19 protein-coding genes are annotated in these 22,166 nt (G+C 37.3%); 5 read left to right on the top strand and 14 right to left on the bottom strand.

The genetic code is table 11. From position 1 onward, the window contains the following. Positions 1–76: 76 nt before the first annotated feature. From AC27FM_RS08235 to AC27FM_RS08190, 10 genes are all read right to left on the bottom strand, one after another. Complete coding sequence (locus tag AC27FM_RS08235) at positions 77–1,546, bottom strand: MutS-related protein (protein WP_487087259.1); 1,470 nt, start codon at positions 1,544–1,546, stop codon at positions 77–79. Between the two features lie 2 nt (positions 1,547–1,548). Then, complete coding sequence (locus AC27FM_RS08230) at positions 1,549–3,054, bottom strand: MutS-related protein (RefSeq protein WP_487087258.1); 1,506 nt, start codon at positions 3,052–3,054, stop codon at positions 1,549–1,551. A gap of 179 nt (positions 3,055–3,233) precedes the next feature. Beyond that, the gene (locus tag AC27FM_RS08225) at positions 3,234–3,758 is read right to left on the bottom strand and encodes a GNAT family N-acetyltransferase (protein ID WP_487087257.1); all 525 of its coding nucleotides are present in this window, start codon (positions 3,756–3,758) and stop codon (positions 3,234–3,236) included. A 215-nt stretch (positions 3,759–3,973) separates the two neighbouring features. Next, positions 3,974–4,099 (bottom strand): hypothetical protein, encoded by a 126-nt coding sequence (locus tag AC27FM_RS08220; protein ID WP_487087256.1) that lies wholly within the window; start codon positions 4,097–4,099, stop codon positions 3,974–3,976. A gap of 204 nt (positions 4,100–4,303) precedes the next feature. Continuing rightward, the gene (locus AC27FM_RS08215; protein ID WP_487087255.1) at positions 4,304–4,639 is read right to left on the bottom strand and encodes a hypothetical protein; all 336 of its coding nucleotides are present in this window, start codon (positions 4,637–4,639) and stop codon (positions 4,304–4,306) included. Between the two features lie 12 nt (positions 4,640–4,651). Beyond that, positions 4,652–5,944 carry a Y-family DNA polymerase gene (locus AC27FM_RS08210; protein WP_487087254.1) on the bottom strand — a complete coding sequence of 431 codons (1,293 nt, stop codon included), beginning with the start codon at positions 5,942–5,944 and terminating at the stop codon, positions 4,652–4,654. Next, on the bottom strand, positions 5,941–6,318 hold the full coding sequence (locus tag AC27FM_RS08205) for a hypothetical protein (RefSeq protein WP_487087253.1): 378 nt from the start codon (positions 6,316–6,318) through the stop codon (positions 5,941–5,943). The genes AC27FM_RS08210 and AC27FM_RS08205 overlap by 4 nt, the downstream gene beginning before the upstream one ends. 125 nt (positions 6,319–6,443) lie before the next feature. Then, positions 6,444–7,451: an alpha/beta hydrolase gene (locus tag AC27FM_RS08200; protein ID WP_487087252.1), complete on the bottom strand. Its 1,008-nt coding sequence runs from the start codon at positions 7,449–7,451 to the stop codon at positions 6,444–6,446. A gap of 31 nt (positions 7,452–7,482) precedes the next feature. Beyond that, positions 7,483–8,217: an SDR family oxidoreductase gene (locus AC27FM_RS08195; RefSeq protein WP_487087251.1), complete on the bottom strand. Its 735-nt coding sequence runs from the start codon at positions 8,215–8,217 to the stop codon at positions 7,483–7,485. A 20-nt stretch (positions 8,218–8,237) separates the two neighbouring features. Next, positions 8,238–8,726, bottom strand: coding sequence for an LbetaH domain-containing protein (locus AC27FM_RS08190; protein WP_487087250.1), 489 nt, complete (start codon positions 8,724–8,726; stop codon positions 8,238–8,240). A gap of 122 nt (positions 8,727–8,848) precedes the next feature. On the opposite strand from AC27FM_RS08190, the gene AC27FM_RS08185 reads away from it, so the two are divergent. Then, positions 8,849–9,724, top strand: coding sequence for a LysR family transcriptional regulator (locus AC27FM_RS08185; protein WP_487087249.1), 876 nt, complete (start codon positions 8,849–8,851; stop codon positions 9,722–9,724). Positions 9,725–9,810: 86 nt separating this feature from the next. Further along, positions 9,811–10,092 (top strand): hypothetical protein, encoded by a 282-nt coding sequence (locus AC27FM_RS08180; protein ID WP_487087248.1) that lies wholly within the window; start codon positions 9,811–9,813, stop codon positions 10,090–10,092. Between the two features lie 37 nt (positions 10,093–10,129). Here the strand turns inward: AC27FM_RS08180 and AC27FM_RS08175 are convergent, their stop codons facing one another. Both AC27FM_RS08175 and glnA read right to left on the bottom strand, forming a co-directional pair. Next, on the bottom strand, positions 10,130–13,123 hold the full coding sequence (locus AC27FM_RS08175) for an LTA synthase family protein (protein WP_487087247.1): 2,994 nt from the start codon (positions 13,121–13,123) through the stop codon (positions 10,130–10,132). Between the two features lie 222 nt (positions 13,124–13,345). Then, a complete protein-coding gene (gene glnA, locus AC27FM_RS08170) occupies positions 13,346–14,674 on the bottom strand; it encodes a type I glutamate--ammonia ligase (RefSeq protein WP_487087246.1) in 1,329 nt (442 codons plus the stop codon). Positions 14,675–14,971: 297 nt separating this feature from the next. Here glnA and AC27FM_RS08165 point away from each other — a divergent pair, with 297 nt between their 5' ends. After that, entirely contained in the window at positions 14,972–15,949 is a 978-nt protein-coding gene (locus tag AC27FM_RS08165; protein ID WP_487087245.1) for a GMP reductase, read from the top strand. A 442-nt stretch (positions 15,950–16,391) separates the two neighbouring features. Here AC27FM_RS08165 and AC27FM_RS08160 read toward each other — a convergent pair whose 3' ends face one another. After that, positions 16,392–17,357 (bottom strand): glycosyltransferase family 2 protein, encoded by a 966-nt coding sequence (locus AC27FM_RS08160; protein ID WP_487087244.1) that lies wholly within the window; start codon positions 17,355–17,357, stop codon positions 16,392–16,394. A 22-nt stretch (positions 17,358–17,379) separates the two neighbouring features. Then, the gene (locus AC27FM_RS08155) at positions 17,380–19,752 is read right to left on the bottom strand and encodes a glycosyltransferase family 39 protein (RefSeq protein ID WP_487087607.1); all 2,373 of its coding nucleotides are present in this window, start codon (positions 19,750–19,752) and stop codon (positions 17,380–17,382) included. 248 nt (positions 19,753–20,000) lie between these two features. Here AC27FM_RS08155 and AC27FM_RS08150 point away from each other — a divergent pair, with 248 nt between their 5' ends. Continuing rightward, positions 20,001–20,690, top strand: coding sequence for a response regulator transcription factor (locus tag AC27FM_RS08150; RefSeq protein ID WP_487087243.1), 690 nt, complete (start codon positions 20,001–20,003; stop codon positions 20,688–20,690). Next, positions 20,674–21,990: a sensor histidine kinase gene (locus AC27FM_RS08145; RefSeq protein ID WP_487087242.1), complete on the top strand. Its 1,317-nt coding sequence runs from the start codon at positions 20,674–20,676 to the stop codon at positions 21,988–21,990. Before AC27FM_RS08150 ends, AC27FM_RS08145 begins: the two co-directional genes overlap by 17 nt. Positions 21,991–22,166: the final 176 nt, after the last annotated feature.

The raw sequence follows: 22,166 nt of genomic DNA, 5'->3' as shown, positions 1-22,166 counted from the left end.
GAAAATTAATAGATATATTCTAATGTAGTTCTGTTGCAATTGCAACAATTCATCGGAAATAATCTAATAAAAACTATTATTCCTGATAGAAGACACGATTGAAAATATCCAGACCGTAACTAGTCTGTCTAGGCTTGCCCAGTAGAATCTTATAATTACGTGACCCATCGTCCGATCTCTGTGCCCGCATATAAATAGGAACTATCCCCGAATTCAGTCTTAGATATTCAGAAAATTCATACTGATGCGTTACAGCAATAACGGTATTGCCACTATTAACTAGACCCGACATGATCTGTCCATTAATTATGGATCCTTCATGCTCATTAGTAGAAGAAAAAGATTCATTCATCAACATCAACGCTTGAGGCTTGATATTTTGAATCAATAAATCCATTCGCGACAACTCTTCATCAAGCTTCCCATGAGTAACTCTAGTGTCTTCCTCTCGCTTGAAATGCGTCATTATCGCAGTATAGGCTGGTGTTTCAAACGTACGGGCTGTGACAAATACTCCCGCCTGGCCGAATAATTGAGCCTGTCCTAGACTACGTAAACTAGTCGTCTTACCTCCTTGATTAGCTCCAGAAATGATCAACAATCGTAATTTAGAATCTGTGAAATCATTCGGCACTACATCGTTTTGATTCACTACCAATACCAAATTACGCAAGTCGCTGATATTTGTGGATACTGTAAATCGTAAATAACTCAAAGAAATACTATCTGGCAGGACCTGATAAAGATTAATAACTCCCAACAAAAACGATGTTTCTCTCCGTAGTTCTTCAAAAAAGTTGGACATTTCTGATTCTGAATTGATCAATGAAACGGCCAATGACGATTCAGCATGATTCTCGTTACGCTCCAATGCTTGACTGCTATTATCATCTCTATCTCCGATCGTAAAATCAGCGATGTCCTTCTGATAATGCGCGACTACATTAGTGAAGGCCTCGTGGAATTTACTCTCAGGTTTATGATAATCCAATTCGTGTATCTCACCCAGCATGTCATAGCTCAGTGATGCCGGATATGAATATTTGTCATGACTCAAAAGCGTTGATAAAATTTCTGCCATCGAACGTTCTCTTTCGGGAGTGAAAATAGCTTGTAGGCGCTGAAAGAATTGTGTGAAATTATCTGATAAATCAGGTTTTGCTAATTTCTTTAACTCATCTATCTTCTGCAGGTAAAGTTTGATGAGACGAGCCTTGCTATAAACTTGGTATGAAGGTGAACCCGTAACAAAACCCCAGCTCTCTTCCTTAGCCTCTCGATATACCTCATTAGCCAATTGATACAGTTCCTTGATCAGTCCTGGGTGATTTATCGCATCCCTAACTGCCGTCTGGCGGAATAACAATTCAGTTTCATCTTGAATAGGATCAAAGAGAACACTTAAAACCGTTTGACGAATGTATTCATCATCTTTTGACATTATTTTGATAATCGGGGCCAACTCTAAATCCTCATAGACCATTTTTTGAATCTTTGTCAGTTCTTGGATTTTTAAATTATTAGACGAAATCAATTGTACTCTCATGGTTATATCCTCCCTTCAATTTTCTGACAACTCAAATGATATTTTTGTAATAGCGTATCCGCATAGGCGTTGTTATTTAAAGCTTGCGGAATTATTTTGTAAGTTCGCTTAGTATCAGAATCGACTTGACTCATCATGGGAACGACTTGTGGATGCTTACCCAACTCCTCTACAAAAGTAATATAAATACCAGTGCAAGACTTATCCATCAGTCGACTCAGCACTTCATTACCTAATTTGATTGCATCTTTTTCAGCTGTAGATGAAAATAACTCGTTCATTATTACAAAGCTTCTTGTATCTGCCTCTTCTACGATTTGATGGATTCGTTCTACATCTGCCTCTAATAGACCAGTTAATTTCTCAGCTGATTCTTGACGTTCAAAGTGTGTCAGTAATTTGTTCTTTAGAAAAATTTGAGCTTTACTACCAGGAATCGGAACTCCTAACGAAGCTAAGTAATAGTCCAGCCCTATCATACGAGCATAGGTAGTCTTTCCACCTTGATTAGGTCCGGAAATGACTAGAAACCTGCTGCCAGCTGGTAAGCAGTAATCATTAGTTACGATCTGTTTGGCTTTTAATGCCAAATTAAAGTCAAAACTATTAGTAATTTTTTCATCACCGTGACTAATAAAATATGGCAAAACAAATTTTAACGGTTTTAAACTTTGTTCTATCTTAACGAAAGCTAAATAAAATTCTAATTCCTGTACGATTTGATCGACCAGTGCAACTCGATAATTAGAATAATCATGATAAAAGTTTGCTAGATTAGTGAATTGTTCTGGATAAACTTTTGGTAGTGACTGAATTATCGACGATTGGAGATTGCTGATACCAAACTCACCTTGTATCGATTCTAATTCCACTGGTGTTGTGATTTGGTCTTTATTTTCAAAAATAACATTGAAGATGTCATTAAAATGTTTTGTCATCGTTTCCCTAATCTCAGGATTGCTCTGTACTAAAACATGATGTCCTTGTATTTCTAAGCGATAATTAACTTTTTTTAAATCATCAGCGATAATTTTTAAATTTTGACGTAATTTTTTAGTATCGAGTTGGTCTTGATAATCGCTCAAATACTTCAATAATTTTTGCAGTGCTTGCGAATCCAGTTTTTGCTGTGTTAATTCTGACACTAATTTGTCTATTGCTTGTTGCTGATGATATATCAGCGAAAATAATTGTTCTTGTTTGTAGACTTTAGGATCCAAGCGTTCAATCTTGGCTCTGATTTTTTCTAGTGAAATCATCACTGTGGTGAATTTATCTATTGATTTTAAAATCTCTGGATTATTTAAATCCGTAAAGACAGCCTGTCGATATTCCAAATCTCCTAGATTAGTTAGCGGCTGGTAGCAGAAAGGTCGAATCTTAAAATGTGTGCTATCTTGAATTGATTTAATTAAATCTTCCAAATTCAAATCTTGAAATTGTGCCTGTGATTTTGATAATTCTTTAGGTTGTTTATCTATATTAGTGAACAGAATACTGTTGAACATCGTGAACACTCCTCCCGTTTTGTACAAAAAAAGACGTCTGAAATCCCATTAAGGAACTCCAGACGTCATCAATACCTTCGTATTATAAGTGAACGTCATCACTTATTTATCTGTCATTAAGGTACTATCATTATTTTTTTTTGTCAAAAATTACGAATTGATATTCACAATAAGTACAATCAATCTAATTTCATATTTAGCACATAATCTGTTTGGTCAGCATTTCCCATATGAAAAGTATGTGAACTGACTTTTTGGAATCCCATGCTTTTATAAAATCCCAGTGCGCGATCATTATGTTCCCACACGCCTAGGCAGACATTGGTAGAATGCCTATCTCTAGCATCTTGAATAGCTTTGTTAAACAGTATTTTGCCGAATCCATGTCGATAATATTTTTTTAAGACGTAGATCCGTTGCAATTCCATGCTACCTGCCTCGGCTTCGTAGCCTAATGTATTATTACCAAAATTTAATTTAACGTATGCTGCTGGTTCATCATTAAAAATCAAAAAGTAAAATTTTGAAGTTGAATCTTGAAGTTCAGCCATTAAAACCTCTGAATTATAAGCTCTCTCCAGATATTCACTGATATGTTCAGATGTGTTGTATGGACCAAAAGTCTCTGTAAATGTCTGCCGACTTATACTTTGTAGTTCTTCCAAATCATTGATCGTGCATTTTCGAATCTCAATATTCTCCATGATATTACCTGCCATTAATTCAATAATTAAATTTTAGCAGAAAAGCTATGATAGCGTCTATATGACAAAACTAAACTCGTTATTAAAACTACAAACTCAGCTAATATCATAAAGATAACCGATACAACTTTGCCACACATTAATAAATACAAAAAAAGAAATTGAAGGTAAGAACCTCCAACTTCTTGATATACATGCTTTTAGCAGACTAAAAATTAAGCTTTTTGAAGTTTGCCAACAGCTTCTTCAATTGTTTTACCGCTAGCAAAAACATTTGTATTGTTTTTCTCGTAAACGGTAAACAGTTGTGTATCTGTGTTCAAAGTTACTTGATATTTCATCTTGTTTACCTCCTCTAATAGTTAATAGTTCTTAATATTAACCGTTTTCATAAATTTGTCAAATATTTTAACGAATTTTCGGTAAAACGGTTACAATTATATAAACTTAACAAGCGCAATAACTAGTTAAATATAACCTTCGTGATTATGGAAGCGGATGCAAGTTAACTATTTAACATGATAATATGTCTATTTATTTTCAGTTTACTTGTATTTTGTACTTTTTCCGTGTCCATGTGTTAAATCCTCAGTGACATCTGCTCCGGGGTGTACTAAATGATGTGTATCTCTAAAAACTATTCTTAATTCAGTGTGATTTTTTAAGTCAGTTAAAACCTGTTGATACAATTCTTTATCATGCGGTATTTGTAATAAATCATAACTGTGGACTAACTGTTCGTTGGTCTTTTTCGCTTGCAAAAAGAAACCATAACAATCAAATAAATGGTTATCGACGATCATCAGATGATAACGCCAATGATATTTTCTCAAAAAAAATTTATCAAATCTATTTATTAGCTCTCTCGATTCTTTTAACAAATTATCACTGTCCTATGCCTGATGTCCTCCGACCAAGGATGATCTTCGAATCGCAGTCCCAGCTTCTTTTTTACTATATCCACGGACAATTGCTTTGTATCCGTATCGGCTTCTGATTTGGTCAATAGTATGTTCCAAACGTAAGTTAGCTTCAGTTCTCGCTTCATCCTCAAACAACGACATTTGAAGTTTATTCATCTTGCTGATCTTATTAATACGAACACTGAGATTACGCAACGCCTCACCCTGCCATTTCTTTTCAAACAAATACTTGACCGTTCTAATCAAGTCATCAGTCGAATTAGTCGGATCGATCGTTGTCTGTGCGCCCCAACCCTTTTGACCAGCTGCGTTGGTTTTTGAGAATCCAACTTGTATTCCGACCACCTCGCCTAAAACATTATGCTTTCTCAATCTCGTTCCCACTTGATCTGCAATTTCACACAAAACAACCTCAATGTCATCTTTTTTTGCATAGTCACGCATCAACACTTGACCATTACCGTAGCCTTTGTTATCGGCTCTAGGGACATATCGTCTAGCTATATCAGAATAATCGATACCCCAACTGTGAAAATATAGCGCATCCCCTAACACACCAAATTTCTTTTTGAGAACCTTCCTGTCAGAATGAGCTAAGTCATAGATCGAATGAATTCCTAAATGTTCCAATTTTTCAGCCGTTTTACTACCGATCGACCAAAAATCAGTCAATGTTTTAATTTTCCAAACTTTTTCAGGGACATCTTCATATCCCCAATAGGCTCTCCAAGGTGCTTTTTCCTTGGCGCCATTATCCAATGACAACTTTGCCATGAGTGGGTTAGGACCCATGCCGATAGTTGTTACGATCCCTGTTTCGTTGAAGACCTTGCGTTGTATCTTAGCGGCGATTTCTTCAGTGCTTCCAAACAAGCTGTGGCTCTTAGTCACATCACAGAAAGCCTCATCAATGCTATAGATAAGGCAATGTGCCTCGTCAGTGAATTGGTGAAATATCTGATTGATTCGGTAATTTAACGCAACATAGTCGCTCATATGTGGAGAAACTAGCTCAATATCCATATCTGGACGAATATCGTACTTCCTACTTCCCAGCTTAACACCGTAGTCTCTCTTTGTATCCGGAGACGCTGCTAATACTAGTCCGCCATTAGATTCTTCACGTGAAATAACAGCAATCTTAGAGGCTAGTGGATATTCTGCCCTGCGAATCGCCTCAGTACTAGCAAAAAAAGACTTGCAATCAATGCACAAAATATCTCGAACTGGTAGACGACTAGGATCGTCAAATGGAGTTGTCATTGATCCCACCACTTCTCAGCCTCTAATAATTCCACATGGCGTACCTCTTCTATAAAAAAAGACTTGATTTTATCATCTTCTAAATATAAAAAGACTTGACTGCCATCAAATCCAGCAACAATCCCTCTGAGTTCTGGAACGTAATTGTTATTATTCAAAATATTTAGTTGAATTGTCACGTACTGAGAATTATTGAATGATTGCCACAAAGAATCAGTAATAGTTGGCGTATCCATCTCCACTCCAATTTGATGTGATAGTGTCGATCGATGCTCTTCTAAAAAGGCGCTGTGGTCAGCTAATAACCAGCCCATCCACTTGGCCATACCACGGTCGTTGTATAACCACTTATCGCGTGGAACGATCCTTTCCATCTCGATCACCATCCTTTATTTTTCATTATACGAACATACGTTCTCATTTACAAGTGTTCTTTAAAAAATCACAAAATAAAAAGAGACTTCTTTAAAAGTCTCTTACGATATATTTCTGAATCCGATTATAAATTATCCTTGAAAAAATCTGTAAATTTAGCAAATGGGATCAAGTTCATTTGATCATACAAATCAGTGTGAGTAGCACCTGGAACAATAACTAATTCCTTAGGATCATTTAGACGTTCATATGATTCTTCTGCCATATAGCGTGAATGAGCCTTTTCACCAGTCACGATCAATACTGGACGAGGTGAGATTTGATCAATATGAGCTTGCAGTGGAAAATTAAAATAACTAAGTGGTGTCGTTGCCGTCCATGCTGCTGCAGAATTTATAGAACGAGGATGAAATGCTCTTCCACGGTAATAATTAAAAAATTCTGTCGTTACAGGATCTGCATCAGCTGGTAATTCTTCAGAAAATAGTTTTTCCGATTCGATGGGATTGTTATTACTATCAAATGGCAATTCGTGAAGACCAGTTGCTGGTCGTCCCTTTTCTGCATCACGCCAACGTTGTGCGGCTAAAAAGTTCTTTTCGATTTTTTGTTGTTCGACGGTCTTAGAATTATTCAGACCTTTCCACATTGAATCTGACATATCATACATAACTGAAGTAGCAACTGCTTTGATACGAACGTCAATCGAGGCCGCCGTCAATACGTGACTACCTAAACCACAAATACCAATAGCACCAATACGTTCACGATCAACAAATTCTTGCAAGCCAATGAAATCAACTGCAGCTGAGAAATCTTCAACAAAAATATCTGGCGATGCAACGTTACGAACTGACCCAGAGCTCTCTCCAGTAGTAGATTGATCAAAGGCTAAAGTGACAAATCCATTTTCGGCTAGTGTTTGAGCGTATAACCCACTCGATTGTTCTTTAACTGCTCCAAAGGGACCAGAAATCACGATTGCAGAATATTTTTGTTGATCATCAAAACTCAGTGGCAAATATAAGTGACCTGCTAAATTAAAACCATAGCGATTAGAAAATCGAACATTTTGTACATCGATCCCAGGATTAATTTTAAAAACTCGTGTGTCATTTGCTAATTTACTCATATTAAAACTCCTTATATTTTTATATTAATTATTAAATATCTTGTTCGACTGGGCGAATTACCATTTCGTTAACATCAATATCATCTGGCTGAGATATTGCAAACACGACCGCTTGAGCGATATGAACTGGATCTATTCCTAGATTATTTTCGGTATTAATTTCAGCTTGTCTACTCTCAGGATTATTGACTGATTTATAAAGTTCAGTTTTAACTGCACCCGGTGAAATAACCGTCGTGCGAATGTGATTTTGATGTTGCTCTTGACGCAATCCTTCCATGATGGCACGTACAGCAAATTTAGAACCATTGTAGACTGCAAAATTTGGAACAACGACATGTCCTGCTACAGAATCCGTAGCCAAAATATGTCCTGATTGTTGTTTTACCATCGTAGGTAACACAGCGGCAATACCATTTAACACACCCATTACATTGACATCTAAGATATCTTGCCATTCATCCCTAGCACCATTGATCAAAGCATTGATCGGCATGATACCAGCGTTGTTGTACAAAACATCCACTCGACCAAATTGTTGGATTGCTAAGTCAACCAATCCTTTAACCTCATCAAAATTAGTCACATCAACTTGCTTCGTATAAATTTGTTCATCTGGAAATTCTGCTTTTATTTCATTTAATCTATCAAGTCGACGTGCTCCAATGATCAGCTTGGCATGTTGCTTAGCTAATTGGCGTGCTGACTCAGCACCGATACCACTGGATGCACCGGTAATTATAATGACCTTATTTTCAATATCCATTTTCTCCATCCCTTCACTAGTTAGTTATTTTTTATAAATGAATTTGCTGGAATATTTTGACTTACTATCGTACCTGCTAAAATGACAGTATTTTCACCAATAGAGACCCCTGGTTGAACAATAACTTGTTCGCCGATCTTAACGTTTTTTTTAATTAAAATTGGTGCTGACCAGCGAGTAGGTCGTCCTTGAGAATTCATGCGAAAACTTGACGTCAGTATCATTGAACCCGAACCAATTTCTACGTCACTGCCGATTTGAATGGTTTCAAAATCCGACAAAGTCACACTGCGACCGATCTGAATATTACGTCCCATTTTGATATTTCGACCATATTCAGTATAAAATGGAATCTTGATCTGATTGGTTTCGTCTAACGTACGACCAAAAATCTCACTAAGCAGTTGTCTATCTTCTCCACGACATAAACGTTCAGTATTCAAATGTTGTAGCAAACGTTGGTTTTGCTCAATCAGACGCTCGTCCATCGTGCTCAATTTTTCTTTCATTTCGTCTATCCTCATCTCCTACTCAACTGAACAAGACCTAGTATAATATCGCTTGTATCCAATGTGAAATACTTATAAAATATACCCATTCATAACTTTTAATTATGATTGGAGATGAGATAATGGAATTACGTGTTCTAAGATATTTTTTAGCAGTCGCACAGGCGAAGAACATCACACGTGCGGCAGAGCAATTGTTGATTTCGCAACCAGCCTTATCAAAGCAACTATCAGAATTAGAAAACGAACTTGGAACCACCCTATTTATCCGTGGTCATCGTCAAATCACTTTGACTTCAGCAGGAGAATATCTACAAGCACGAGCACTTGAGATGATTAGTCTGGCTGACAAAACAACGGCAAATATAAAAGCAGACCAGGTGATCAGTGGTGAACTAGCAATCGGTGCCGGTGAAAGTATCGGGATGCAACGAATTATGAATGTCATCAGTAATATTATCCAAGACTACCCTGATGTGAAAATCCATCTGAGCAGTGGTAATGCACAGGAAACTGAGGCACAACTAGCAAGAGGAGTTCTTGATTTTGCCGTGATCATGGGAGAACGTCCACTTGAACAATATCATCACCTACAACTGCCAGAACATGACCACTGGGGAGCTATTATGAAAAATACTGACACCCTCGCTAAGCATCGTGAAATAAAACCACAAGATTTAATCAATCGTCCACTATTGCTATCAGAACAAGCAATGAAGGCTCAACGTTTTCAAAGTTGGTGGGGTAATTTCGAATCTCAAATTCAAATCATAGGTACTTTTACCTTAGTATTTAATGCGAACTTATTGGTAGAAAATAACGGACCATACATAATATCATTCGATCACCTGATAGACACTTCTGAACAAAGTGAACTAACCTTTCGCCCACTTACACCACAACTAACTGAGCCGATTACCGTAGTTTGGGAAAAAAATACCGTCCAATCAAAGGTTGCTAAATTGTTTATCGAACGACTTCAAATAACTTTGAATTAATCTTCCAGTTTTACCTTTATTAGAGATGAGGTCTAATAACCACAAATGTTTGTTATACTGGACTTAAAACTAGGGGAGTGAATATTATGAAACTAAGTATTGATTTTATTAACGGCACTTCTATTCCTATTACCGATAATTCATACATTACTGCATGGAAATCTTCTTCTTCACGTTTCAGTGATGATGGTGATAAATATTATCTTGAAAGTATTTATGAAGGTAACTTTGAAGATGGTAAAGTTACTAGTGAAGATGAGATAATCAAAATTGAAGGATTGATTGGAGCAACTGACTGGTTCTCCGTCGGAAAAGGCAGCAAAACAATCTATAAAACAACCGCTGTACTATGTATTAATAGAGTTTAAAAAAATGGATATCCGCTTGGATATCCATTTTTGTGTGTTATTTAGTTTTTTGCTGTGCCCATTTCGCTGAGTATTGACCACCAGCTGTAATGTCATATTGAATAATCTTATAGTCATGCAAGATTTCTTTTTGCTTTGCGGTTAAATCAGTTTCTTTGATTTTCTTGCTTGAATCATCAACAAATACTTGCGAGCCATTAAAAGCATTCGAACCGTTGTCAGCCGTATTGGTCGTAGCGGCTGGTAATTCCTCACTAACTCTAGTCAACATTGCATAGTAAGGACTGACTTTGATACCAGCTTGTTTCATTGCTAACGCTGAGAACTCGTATGGAGAAATAACCTCGACGCCGCTCTGCTTAGTACGATCACGGATATACTTATTGTTATAAATAAAGTAATCAGTCTGATGTAGCTGAATACCATATTCATCCATCGAATCATTGTCATATAGAGATGCCAAATGATCACCATACCAAACTAAAGTGATGGGCTTGTCGATTTTATCAAGCTTTTTAAGGAAAGACTTGGTTGATTTGTCAGTATAGTTCAAGCCCTGTGAGTAGTACGCTACACGCTCATTATAAACCTCCGGAGCGGCAGTGCCACCGATTGTATAATCATGCTTATCATAATAATTATTGAACGGCATGTGATTTTGCATCGTCGACAATTGGATGAATTGCGTCTTGTTAGTTGACTTAGAAACGGTATCTAAAGTATCTTGATAGGCCGACTCGTCATCAATGTAAGGACTGTTATCGATTTTATCAGTATGCTTCAACTTGTACTTGCTACCAATGTAGTAAAATTTCTGAAATCCAAACTTCTTGAAGACGTTCTTACGATTGTATAACGATGCTACATAAGGATGAATGGCAATTTTTTCATCAAACAAATTAGTAATATTAGGAGCAATGTTTTGATTATCCACCAACTGTGTATACGGTGTTGGTAACGTTGGCGATAAGCTACTCAAATCTAGACCTGTCAGTGACTCCCATTCGATATTAGCAGTACCACCACCGTAGCCCGTCGACATCATCAACCCTGAGGTCGTATTATCTTGAATATTATGAATGTTCGGCATCGGGTCAGATGAGATGGTCTGATTAGGAACACGGGCGGGATCACTGAAACTCTCACTCAAAGTAAAAATAAACGTTTGATCCTTAGCCCATGAACTACGTGTCTTATTGATGTTATCAGCTTCATTATCATACTTCTTCATCACACGTTGAACTTCAGCTTTGCTGTAGTCAGTGGGTTTATCCATGACCTTCGTATCTACATTATTAATGAATTGCACGATCGGCCCATTGATCTGGGCTCCTAATTCTTGATTATAGAAGTAACGATTGATACTAGACATATTAAAGACGGCAAATGGTAATGAGCCTTCATGATTAACAAAGAAAGCACCTGATAGGAAAACAGCCAATAATATTGTCGAAACTATTCGACCTACCCAACCCATTGTGAGTGTCGATTGCTGCTTGTAACGGTGTTGTAAAAATACCGCTAGAACTATCAAAACAAATATCAAGGCAAAGCCGATTATTAATATGATCGGATCAACCATTCCCAAAATATCCTTGATTCCACCTAACAATTGTAAGTCAGATGGTAAGACTGGTTCGTTCCGTAATGGCATCTTCAAGTAATTGGCAATTCCCAATGCCAATTCAATAATCAGCGTTATAGCAAATGAATACCAGAAGCGCTTAGTGATAACATAAATCAGTAATAAGAACGCCATTACTATAACGGTGTTCAAAATAATTGCTGCCTGTCGATTGAATGGAATGAACAAGATGGACGGCTGCCATGTTGAGACTCCTACTTTAATCTTTGTCGGTGAGACAGAAAACATCTGAATCAATGTAACTGCATAAAAGAAAATCGTCGCATAGAAGATCTTTCTACGTGCGACTATCCATCTCCAGACACCACGTAACTTCGCTATAAATTGTTCAAAGCTGTTGAACGACAACGCTGCAGCTAACTTCTTGAACCAAGGAATGAGTGACATGATTATCAGTACCACTGCCATCAAAATAACCCCTGCGAGAATTACTGCAGAATATTTACCTAATTCCACCAACCATTGCTTAGTAGAAGTGACAGTGAAACCAGTTAAGTATTTTTCTATCAAAGTAACATTTGGTTCCCAATTAATTGTCACCTGCGTAGCAATCAATAACGCCGCTATAACGTTCGCTGAAGCCTTGAATCTCTTAGAAATGGCTAAGCCGAATAAAAAGATACTCAGCGTTAGATACATTGCAAAAATAGAATTTGGAACATTGAATCTCGTCATCGTTTCTACATTTTCGCGAATCATGTACGAGATTTGTTCCATCAACCAAGTCATACCTAGATATAACGTTGCGCTTAATAGTAGATGGACGAATTTAAAACGAATCTTACTCAACCAGTCAAAGCGCTTGATAACATAGCCTAAGAACATCAAATACAATAGCCAAACGGGATTTTTACCGGAATCGAAAAACCAAAGATCCTTACTAAAAATCGTAGGCATGACTACAAATAAGATGGAAGATATTATCAAGGATCTTCTTATAATATTGTTTTTTTGCTTATTAAGATATTCGAATAAGTACGGTGCCAATAGCATTATTAGAATGATCGACGCACCATAGGCAAAAATATTAGAACTGATCGGAAATAATATTCCCCAAAAATTGCGCCAGATCAGAACTACTGAACGAGTGACTAAAAAGGTGTCAAATGCTAAGATAGCAATAACGTAATATAGGATGTATCTACCTATACCACTAGTGAATCTGCCTTTTTTGAACGAAGATCCATAGTAACCCAAATACAATGGAATAAGATTGAATCCCAAAATAGAAACCGCTACTAATAATTGATACGCCAAATAACGCAATCCACTGCCACTGTATTCTGGCATCGTACTCGACGACATCACCCTATTCAGTATCATCAAAACTACTGATACTAAGACAATTAAAAGATTAAACTTTCTAGATTTATTTTTCTCAACCACTATTAAGCCTTCTCAATAAAATATTAATTCTTAAAATAAAAATTCAAATGAAATTATATCACATAACAAATAGCAAAATAAAAGAGAGATACAATTAATCTTGCATCTCTCTTATGCTCTCTGGGGGAAAGCAGTAATCAGAAATTTGATTACGGCCAAATATTACCATCAAAATAACTGCTAAGTCCAGAAACAAGCTCTCTTATGGACAACTCGTCATAATTAGTACAATGGCATATATGTATCACGTTCCCATTGTGAAACTGTTTGTTGATAACGTGCCCATTCTTCGTTCTTTTCAGCGAAGAAACTGTTTGTTAAACCTACTCCAAGTGATGACTGAACGAATTCATCTTTACGCAATGCCTTGAGTGAGTTATGTAATGTTGAAGGCAAGTCGATAATACCAACCTCACGACGTTTTTCTTCTGACATTTCGTAAATATTTTCTTGAACTTCTGGCATTAACTCATAGTTACTCTTAATTCCATCAAGTCCTGCATCCAGGATACATGCAATTGCCAAGTATGGATTAGTTGTTGGATCAACACTACGCATCTCGACACGCTTTGACTTACCTTTAGCTGCTGGTACACGGATAAGTGGTGATCTATTTTTGCTTGACCAAGCGATATATGTTGGTGCTTCATATCCTGGTACTAGTCGTTTATATGAGTTAACTGTTGGGTTATTGATTGCTGTTAAAGCACGTGCATGCATTAAGATACCGCTCATAAATTGCTTAGCTACATCTGACAACATGTCTTGGTCGTCATCGAAGATATTATTATCACCATCAAACAATGACATGTTGATATGCATACCTGAACCATTGATACCTTGCAAAGGCTTTGGCATGAATGTAGCGTACATACCATTTTCCTTAGCGATAGTCTTAACTACTAATTTAAAAGTTTGGATACTGTCGGCTGCTGAAAGCGCATCTTCATACTTGAAATCAATTTCTTGTTGTCCGGGGGCAACTTCGTGGTGGCTGGCTTCTACTTCAAAGCCCATCTTCTCAAGCTTCAAAACGATATCTTTACGAACGTTTTCACCTAAATCAACTGGTGAAAAGTCAAAGTAGCTACCGTCATCATTTAGTTTAAGAGTTGGTTGACCTTTATCATCTGTATTAAATAAGAAGAATTCTGGTTCTGGTCCAATGTTAAAGTTTGTGTATCCCATATCGCGCATCTTAGTGATGATACGTTGTAAGTTGACACGAGGATCACCAGCGAATGGTTGACCATCTGTTGTATAAATATCACAGATCAAGCGTGCAACTTTACCATGTTCTGAACCCCAAGGGAAAATCAACCAAGTTGCAAGATCTGGGTGTAATAACATGTCACTCTCTTCGATTCGAGTAAAGCCATCGATTGAGGAACCGTCAAATGTAATTTTATTAGCGAGCACCTTATCGATTTGAGATACTGGCACTTCAACGTTCTTAATGATTCCATTGATGTCTGTAAACATCAAACAAATAAATTCGACGTTTTCATCAGTCACCATCTTTTTAATATCTTCAGCAGAATACTTATGCACAATAACCACTCCTATTTTTATATACCAATTTTTAGCGAGTTCTTAACTAGCGCCATCATCATGGTGTTTTTTAATAATAGAACGATAATACCAATTCTGTTTGTAACTGTCAAATGAATTATGAAATAGTATCACGAATTTTATTACTCATTAAATTGTACTAGAAACCACCCCCTGAAATAAAGGGGTATAACGTTTTTTTTAATTGACATTTAGTACGATACCAGTTAAATTATATATGCGAACAAAATAAGATATCAAAATAATTATTGTTCGTATTTTGGGGTGAATAAATATATGCAAGTTTTTGACTATGAAGATATCCAATTAATTCCGAATAAGTGTATCGTAGACAGTCGTTCAGAGTGTGACACGTCTATTAAATTCGGCCCACATACTTTTAAAATACCAGTAGTCCCTGCTAACATGCAGACTATCATTGATGAAAACCTCGCTGAAAAACTGGCTGAAAATGGCTATTTCTATATCATGCACCGTTTCCAACCTGAGAAGCGTATCGACTTCATCAAAGACATGAGAAAAAAAGGACTTTTTACTTCTATTAGTGTTGGTATTAAAGATGAAGAGTTTGATTTTATTAATACTTTAAAACATGAAGATTTGGTACCTGACTATGTGACGATCGACGTGGCTCATGGTCACAGTGACCGTGTTATCCAAATGATCAAGTGTGTTAAGGCCTATTTACCAGACACTTTTCTGATTGCCGGAAATGTCGGTACACCTGAAGCTGTCCGTGAATTAGAGAACGCTGGAGCTGACGCTACGAAAGTAGGTATTGGACCCGGTAAAGCATGTATTACTAAGTTAAAAACTGGTTTCGGTACTGGTGGTTGGCAACTAGCCGCTATCAAATTGTGTTCAAAGGCCGCAAGTAAGCCTATCATCGCTGACGGTGGTGTCAGAAATGACGGTGATATCGCTAAATCTATCCGCTTCGGAGCAAGTATGGTCATGATCGGCTCACTATTCGCTGGTCATACTGAATCTCCCGGTGAGATAGTCGAAAAAGACGGGAAAAAATTCAAAGAATACTTTGGTTCCGCATCACAATTCCAAAAAGGTGTTTATAAAAACGTTGAAGGTAAAAAAATGTTAGTCCCATATAAAGGACCTATCAGCGGCACTCTAACTGAAATGCAAGAAGATCTCCAATCAGCCATCTCATATGCTGGTGGAAGAACTCTCGATTCACTAAGAAAAGTCGATTACGTAGTCGTTAAAAACTCCATTTACAACGGTGATACGTACTAAAACTAGTATAAAATTCAAATGACAACGATCTCCAATCAGAACAGATTGAGAAAGTTGTCATTTTTTTGTGCACAAAAAAAGCTGATGACTGGGTTATCATCAGCTTCTTCAATGAATGGGATAGTTCATGTTCAATTTGGTATTCAGTTGTCCTGCGACAATTGCGTTACCTACCAAATTTAACATTACTTTAACACATTGAGATGAGTTTAAAAAGCATCTAAACTCAAATAATTCAAATTTGTTTTAACAAGTTGATTCCTAAGTAAATTATAGTTTTAAAACTGGGAGAACTAGTCTTCACTTCCTTTCTTAGATTTTTTTCTTCTATTATTAATATCAGTTTGGTCGTTATTTACATCTGTTGGTAAAAATAAAATACCAATCATAACTACTAAACTTGTTACTAGCATTATTAAATGCATTATCTGTCATCTTTCAACTAATTGCGCATTTGACGAGCATCTAAGTGATGAATACTCTTATTTCGCTCTTGGAAACCGTCAGTTTCACTGACGATGAATCTAGGTCGATTGTTCACCTGATCTAAGACTCGACCTAGATAACTTCCTAAAATACCTATGGAGAGTAATAACAATCCGAGTGAGAATAGTAAGATCGTAACTCCTACTGAAGAAGCCGTATAATTGCCAGTCGCAAATAAATATCCTAAGTAGAACACTCCACTGGCTATTGGTACCACTGAAAAGATATTTGCGAATTGCAGTGGCTTCATCGAAAAAGATGTAATGCCATCGAGAGCTAGTTTGACCATCTTAGACAATGGATACTTGGTTTCTCCAGCGATTCGTTCCTGACGATGATACTTGACACTCGTCTGTTTAAAACCGATCCATGTTACCTGCCCGCGGACGAATGGATCTTGTTCATGTAATTTTTGAAGTTGTTTGACGGCTTTACGATTCATCAATCGAAAATCACCAGTATCCAGTGGCATATCAATAGTAGCCAAACGCTTGAATGTTCGATAAAACATTGCGGCAGTGAACTTCTTAAAGGCAGTTTCACCATCACGTTGCATTCGTTTACCGTAGACGATGTCATAACCTTCATGCCATTTTTCTATCATCTGCGGGATCACTTCTGGTGGATCTTGTAAGTCAGCATCCATAACTACGACTGCATCCCCACTGGTGTATTGCAATCCGGCAGTAATTGCTAATTGATGTCCGAAGTTACGCGAGAACTCAACGAGCCTGATACTAGAGTTGATCTCCACTGATTTTTTAATGATCTGTGCCGATTTATCTTTGGAACCATCATCGACAAAGACCAATTCATAATCTTCTTTTTGTTGCTCTGTAAAATTTAATAAGGTATCGATTGTTGCTTGAATTCCCGGTTCTTCATTGAATACCGGTAAGACAATTGATATTAATTGAGACATGAGCACTCATTCCTTTCAAAAATTAATCATAAATACTTGATAAATCATAAAGTGTTCCAGATGAACCACCGGGACCACCCATTGCTCCACCTGTCATACCTTCTATCGTGCCAGAAGGTTTCTTAGATGGTTTCTTCATCTTCTTGGTTGGAGAACTAGTTCCGGAACCCGGTGCTTGTCCCATTCCACCTTGTGATCCGGTTCCACTTGGAGCGGATGGTGGTGTGCCTCCTGCATTGCTTGGAGCTCCACCTTGTGCACCCGTACCACTTGGAGCGGCTGCTTCACTAGAACTGCTCTTAGTACTTGTGGTAATAGATGACGTTGCTGAAGTTGAATTACTCAACTTAACTTTCTTTGCATTTTTCTTGATCCAGTTAACGATCTTAGTATTGCTTCCACCAGTCTTACCGCCGGAGTAGTAATACTTGACCTTACCTTCTTTAACTAACTTCTTGAATTGTTTTAATGTAATAGCTTTGTCAGTACCATTGAATCCACCAATAGACATGACTGCCTTACCAGTAGAAATAATATATGGCGCTGCCGTACTTGAATCATCCGTGGCAAACAAGTATTCCGCATTGCCTCGATGTTTTTTGAGGTATTTCAATAGAGTAGAATCAGTTGAACTGCCCATACCACCAGCAGTTGTACCCATTCCTCCGCCACCTTGCTGTAATAGCGAAGGACCTGCAGTAGGAATCTGTGCTGATTCACCAGCCAATGTAGGTGTCAGTGACCAGAATGCTGGTGCAATCATTACAAGGATGATCCCTGATACTGCCCAGGGGTACTTAGATTTCAAATTAGTTGCGATCCATGGTAGTGCGAACAATGGTATCGAAATCAGCACTCCTAGTCCTAAGAGGACCCATGCCAAGATTGAATAGTATTGTGCTACATACCAAGCTTGCAGAGCCGCGGTTGATAATATTGCTAGCGGCAATAAGACTGACCACTTGGACTTCTCTTTCCATTGCTTGACCATCGTATAGATACCAACACCACCAAGGACTGCAATAGCTGGTGCCAACATGATGGTGTAATAAGGATGGAAGAAACTAGCAACTGAGAAGAATCCATAGACTGGGACTAACCAACCTGCCCAGAGCCATAATTCTTTACGTTGCGGTGTCAACGACCACCACTTCTTCATCCGTGATCCACGATAATAGAAGTAACTGGAAATCAATCCCAAAATGGCGATGATCAATAACCAACTGATTTGAGGTCCCAAATCTAGACCGAATAGTCTGAATGGGCCTACTGTACCAGTACTGAATGCTCCGCCACCAGCACCGCCAGTTCCACCTTTATTGGTACCTCCCGGTCCACCTTGACCGCCGGTCATTCCTTCAGATCCACTCGGTGGAGTTGGGGCATTGCTTGATGACTTATTAGAGCTAGATGATCCACTCGGTTTAGCTGGTGGATTACTTGATGAAGTACCTGACTTCTTCGCTGTCGATGATGAACCCGGAGGTGTCATACTCTTAGAGGAACTCTTTTTAGAACTCGAGCCCATTCCTGGGAATGCACCACCGGTCCCAGTAGTTTGTCCAAGTAATCGTTGTGTTCCGTTATAACCAAATGCTAATTCCAAGGCCGAATTAGTCTCCGACCCACCTTCATACGGTCGATTCGATGGATTGGTCAAATCGACTGATAATGGCCAGATCAGTGTAAATACTGCTAGAAATACTGTGGCAATTCCAAGATGTGCCAATTTCTTTTTCCAACCGATATTAGTAGCGATCCAGTAATAAAGGTATAGTGCTGGCAAAATCATGAATGCTTGTAGCATCTTGACATTAAAGGCGATTCCCATTAGAGAAAAACCTATCCATAAATATCTTTGTTGATTCTTAAAGACTGCCTTTTGGACGAAATATATCGACAGTAGCAAGAAGAAAATCAAAGTTGCGTCCATATTATTAGTTCTTGAGTCAGCGACTGCGATTGGCGTCAAGGTCATAATAAGTGCAGCGATTCGAGCGGGGATCCGACCAAATCTCTTATGAACTAAGTTATAAATCAAATATACTGACGCAATCCCAAAGAGAATCGATGGTAGCACGACACTCCAACCGTGAACGCCAAATATCTTGGCACTGATTGCCATGAACCACAGTGCTACCGGAGGTTTATCAACGGTAATGAATCCCGCAGGATCAAAACTGGCGTACCAAAAGTTTTTAAAACTCTTGGTCATACTTACAATAGAAGCGGTATAAAAGCTGTTAGCTTCACCGGCTTCCCATATATTCCACGCATATAAAAAGGCTGCTAAAATTAAAATTGCGATTAACCAATAGTCGTATTTGATTAATTTTAATCTCACCCATAGGCTGACCTTTTTATTTTTTGTGGTACGTGTTGGTTCGTTTTCCATCATTTATCAAACTCCAATCCCTTACAAGGTAATATTAATTAGAAAACAAATGATCGAGTAAACGATAACTGAGAATAAAATAGGTCTAATTTTTATAATTTTTTCTCTCATCTGTTAAATATCCTTTCTTTACGATGTGAACAGATTAGCCAAGCTAACTTAAATTAAGCTTAAACTCAAAAAAATGACTTATAATAAACTTATCGATTAAAGATAAGTATTGATTAAGTATTAATGAGGAGAAATTTATGCAGAATATAAAAATATTAGTTGTTGAGGACGATGAAAACTTAGCCGTTAATATTGCTTCTTTTTTATCTGACTTCGCAGAAGTTGACATTGAAAACGACGGATTAAGTGGTAAATTCTCAGCCATCGAGGATGTCCATGATCTAATCATTTTAGACCTGATGCTACCAGGGATGAATGGCTACGATATTCTTAAGAGCATTCGCAATGACAAAATCATGACCCCCGTGTTGATTCTGACCGCAAAGGCCGATTTGGATGATAAAGTCCACGGCTTCGACTTAGGTGCAGATGACTATCTGACTAAGCCATTTCACCGTGAAGAATTACAAGCTCGTGTGAAAGCACTCCTAAAACGCAGTGGAGTACTAGCTGATGATTCGATTTTAAGAATGAACAATATAGAAATAAATCTGAATAATCATGAAGTGTCGATCAATGACCAATCAATCGCATTGAACGGTAAAGAATATGATCTATTAGTATATTTATTACAAAATAAAAATACTATCCTGACTAAGGATCAGATTTTTGAGCGGATTTGGGGGTTTGATTCAGATACTTCTATTACTGTTGTGGAAGTTTATATGAGTAACCTACGCAAAAAACTCCGCCCATCTAAAAATGATTATTTGATTAAAACTATTAGAAATGTTGGGTATATTTTCCAAGATGAAAGCCAAAACTAGACAAAACAAAATCACCCGCCGTCAACAGTTCAAGCTATTCTTGTCGATCATGGCAACATTCGCAATCTTGTTCATCACGCTAGGTATAATCATTTTTAATTTATTTCAATCCTCAACCTATAAGAGCATTGATAAAGACATCAAACAACAAGTTACATCAATAAAAAAACAGCCCACTATGGCTGTTCAATCCGGTCCACAAGGCCCCGGTGATGATCTCAGAAATAGGCAACCTGAACCACGTGCACCTTTTCAGGCATCGGTGCTAGTCTTTGATAACAAGGGTAACTTGCTCAATAAATCCAGCTTGGGAAATCGATATTCGGTTTTGAAAAACATTAATCTCAATAAAAAAAATCTCAATACTAAACAAAATATCACGATCAAAAAAATGAACTTTAGATCGTTACTAATAAAAGTATCTAAAAAGAATAACAACCCAATGTATGCTGGTCATTATGTCTTAATAATGCAAAATATCGATACACAAATTCAAATTACCGAAAACTTTGAAAAAATCTTAATCATTACATTTTTTATATTCTGGATAATTGCATTGATATTGGCTTATGTCCTAACTCGAATCAGTATGTTCCCGATCATCAAATCTTGGAAGCAACAAAGCGAGTTCGTTAATGATGCTGCTCACGAATTGAGAACTCCACTGACGATAATCCAAGGTAAACTAGAATACATGCTAACGAAGCCTAGACACACGATCATTGACGAGGCAGAATCGATCTCAGTATCTCTGGATGAAGTTAGCCGCTTAAATTCATTAACGAATAACTTGCTAATTCTTGCACGTTCAGATCAAGCAACTACCAAGATGGACTTTGAAATGACTACTCCGGATTTTTTCTTAAAAGACCCCATAATGCCCTTTAAAGAAATAATTAATTCTCAGTCAAAAGTATTTCAAATAAATATTAATCACAAAAATGATATTAATTTGAACGTCGATCGCAATAAAATCAAACAAGTATTGATCATATTGTTGGACAATGCCACCAAGTACACACCGGAAAATGGCACTATTAGAATATACGATCACACTGAAGGATCTAAATACCAAATCATCGTCTCTGATACTGGTATCGGTATTAGTGACAGTGACAAGAAAAAAATCTTCGGTCGCTTTTATCGTGTGGATAAGTCGCGAAATAAAAATAGTGGTGGTCACGGTTTGGGATTGGCGATAGCTCAGCAAATAATCAATAATCACCACGGAAAAATATTTGTACGTGATAATTTACCAACTGGTACTGAGTTCGTAATTGAAATACCAATTCAACATTGATAAATAGATAAAGCAGCTTGAATTAAAATTCAGGCTGCTTTTTTTATAAATAATAAAATATATAATATTTTTAATGAAATGCAATCAAAAAATCGAATTATATTTTTAACTTTTTAAGTTGTGTAAGCGCACATCAAATGATAATCTATCCTAGGACTTATTTTTTAGGAGGTTTC

It is taken from the genome of Companilactobacillus sp. y65-5 (assembly GCF_057541095.1).
The sequence above is the reverse complement of the archived record's forward strand: the minus strand, read 5'-3'. Positions and strand labels throughout refer to the sequence as shown.

Bases quoted from the DNA above. Each gene is read 5' to 3' on its own strand.
- AC27FM_RS08180 (WP_487087248.1), top strand. From the start codon at position 9,811: ATGAAACTAAGTATTGATTTTATTAACGGCACTTCTATTCCTATTACC.
- AC27FM_RS08210 (WP_487087254.1), bottom strand. From the start codon at position 5,944: ATGACAACTCCATTTGACGATCCTAGTCGTCTACCAGTTCGAGATATT.
- AC27FM_RS08220 (WP_487087256.1), bottom strand. From the start codon at position 4,099: ATGAAATATCAAGTAACTTTGAACACAGATACACAACTGTTTACCGTT.
- AC27FM_RS08160 (WP_487087244.1), bottom strand. From the start codon at position 17,357: ATGTCTCAATTAATATCAATTGTCTTACCGGTATTCAATGAAGAACCG.
- AC27FM_RS08205 (WP_487087253.1), bottom strand. From the start codon at position 6,318: ATGGAAAGGATCGTTCCACGCGATAAGTGGTTATACAACGACCGTGGT.
- AC27FM_RS08185 (WP_487087249.1), top strand. From the start codon at position 8,849: ATGGAATTACGTGTTCTAAGATATTTTTTAGCAGTCGCACAGGCGAAG.
- AC27FM_RS08150 (WP_487087243.1), top strand. From the start codon at position 20,001: ATGCAGAATATAAAAATATTAGTTGTTGAGGACGATGAAAACTTAGCC.
- AC27FM_RS08195 (WP_487087251.1), bottom strand. From the start codon at position 8,217: ATGGATATTGAAAATAAGGTCATTATAATTACCGGTGCATCCAGTGGT.
- AC27FM_RS08225 (WP_487087257.1), bottom strand. From the start codon at position 3,758: ATGGAGAATATTGAGATTCGAAAATGCACGATCAATGATTTGGAAGAA.
- AC27FM_RS08200 (WP_487087252.1), bottom strand. From the start codon at position 7,451: ATGAGTAAATTAGCAAATGACACACGAGTTTTTAAAATTAATCCTGGG.
- AC27FM_RS08235 (WP_487087259.1), bottom strand. From the start codon at position 1,546: ATGAGAGTACAATTGATTTCGTCTAATAATTTAAAAATCCAAGAACTG.
- AC27FM_RS08230 (WP_487087258.1), bottom strand. From the start codon at position 3,054: ATGTTCAACAGTATTCTGTTCACTAATATAGATAAACAACCTAAAGAA.
- AC27FM_RS08165 (WP_487087245.1), top strand. From the start codon at position 14,972: ATGCAAGTTTTTGACTATGAAGATATCCAATTAATTCCGAATAAGTGT.
- AC27FM_RS08190 (WP_487087250.1), bottom strand. From the start codon at position 8,726: ATGAAAGAAAAATTGAGCACGATGGACGAGCGTCTGATTGAGCAAAAC.
- AC27FM_RS08145 (WP_487087242.1), top strand. From the start codon at position 20,674: ATGAAAGCCAAAACTAGACAAAACAAAATCACCCGCCGTCAACAGTTC.
- AC27FM_RS08155 (WP_487087607.1), bottom strand. From the start codon at position 19,752: ATGGAAAACGAACCAACACGTACCACAAAAAATAAAAAGGTCAGCCTA.